The organism is Streptomyces sp. SID5910 (assembly GCF_009862125.1).
GTDB lineage: Bacteria > Actinomycetota > Actinomycetes > Streptomycetales > Streptomycetaceae > Streptomyces.
The window spans coordinates 1-752 of the sequence record NZ_WWHX01000186.1 but is presented as its reverse complement, the minus strand read 5'-3'; the positions used below and the strand labels follow the sequence as shown (position 1 = coordinate 752).

At 75.0% G+C, this 752-nt stretch carries 1 protein-coding gene; it reads left to right on the top strand.

All coding sequences use genetic code 11. The features are described 5' to 3' along the window. A partial coding sequence (locus GTW67_RS06435; RefSeq protein WP_161163828.1) for a DRTGG domain-containing protein occupies positions 1-752 on the top strand: 752 nt, incomplete at both ends.

The window sequence follows — 752 nt, the reverse complement described above, 5'->3', positions numbered from 1 at the left end:
CCGCGACTACGACGTCGTCCTCGTCCTCGGCACCGACTTCGCCGGCACCCAGCTCCCGGACGAGCTGTCGCTGAACGCGCGCCTGGCCAACGAGTTCGGCGCCTCGGTGCTCCCGGTCGTCGGCGGCCGGGGGCAGACCGCGGAGTCGGTGCTCGCCGAGACGGTCAACGCCTTCCGCGCCTACGACGGCCTGGGCTGCGACGTCCTCGCCATGGTGACCAACCGGGTCGCCCGCGAGGACCGGGACGAGATCGCCCAGCGGCTCGCGGGCCGGCTGCCGGTGCCGTGCTGGGTGGTGCCGGACGAGCCCGCGCTGTCGGCGCCGACCGTCTCGCAGATCGCGCACGCCCTCGGCGCCAGGGTGGTGCTCGGCGACGACTCCGGGCTCGCCCGCGACGCGCTGGACTTCGTCTTCGGCGGGGCCATGCTGCCCAACCTGCTGGCCGCGCTGACCCCGGGCTGCCTGGTGATCACCCCCGGCGACCGGGCCGACCTGGTGATCGGCACGCTGGCCGCGCACAGCGCCGGCACCCCGCCGATAGCGGGCGTGCTGCTGACCCTGAACGAGGTGCCGGGCGAGGGCATCCTCACCCTCGCCGACCGGCTGGCCCCCGGCACGCCGGTGCTCTCGGTGACCGGCAACAGCTTCCCCACGGCCGCGCAGCTCTTCTCCCTGGAGGGCAAGCTGAACGCGGCCGCCCCGCGCAAGGCGGAGACCGCCCTCGGCCTCTTCGAGCGGTACGTCGACACCG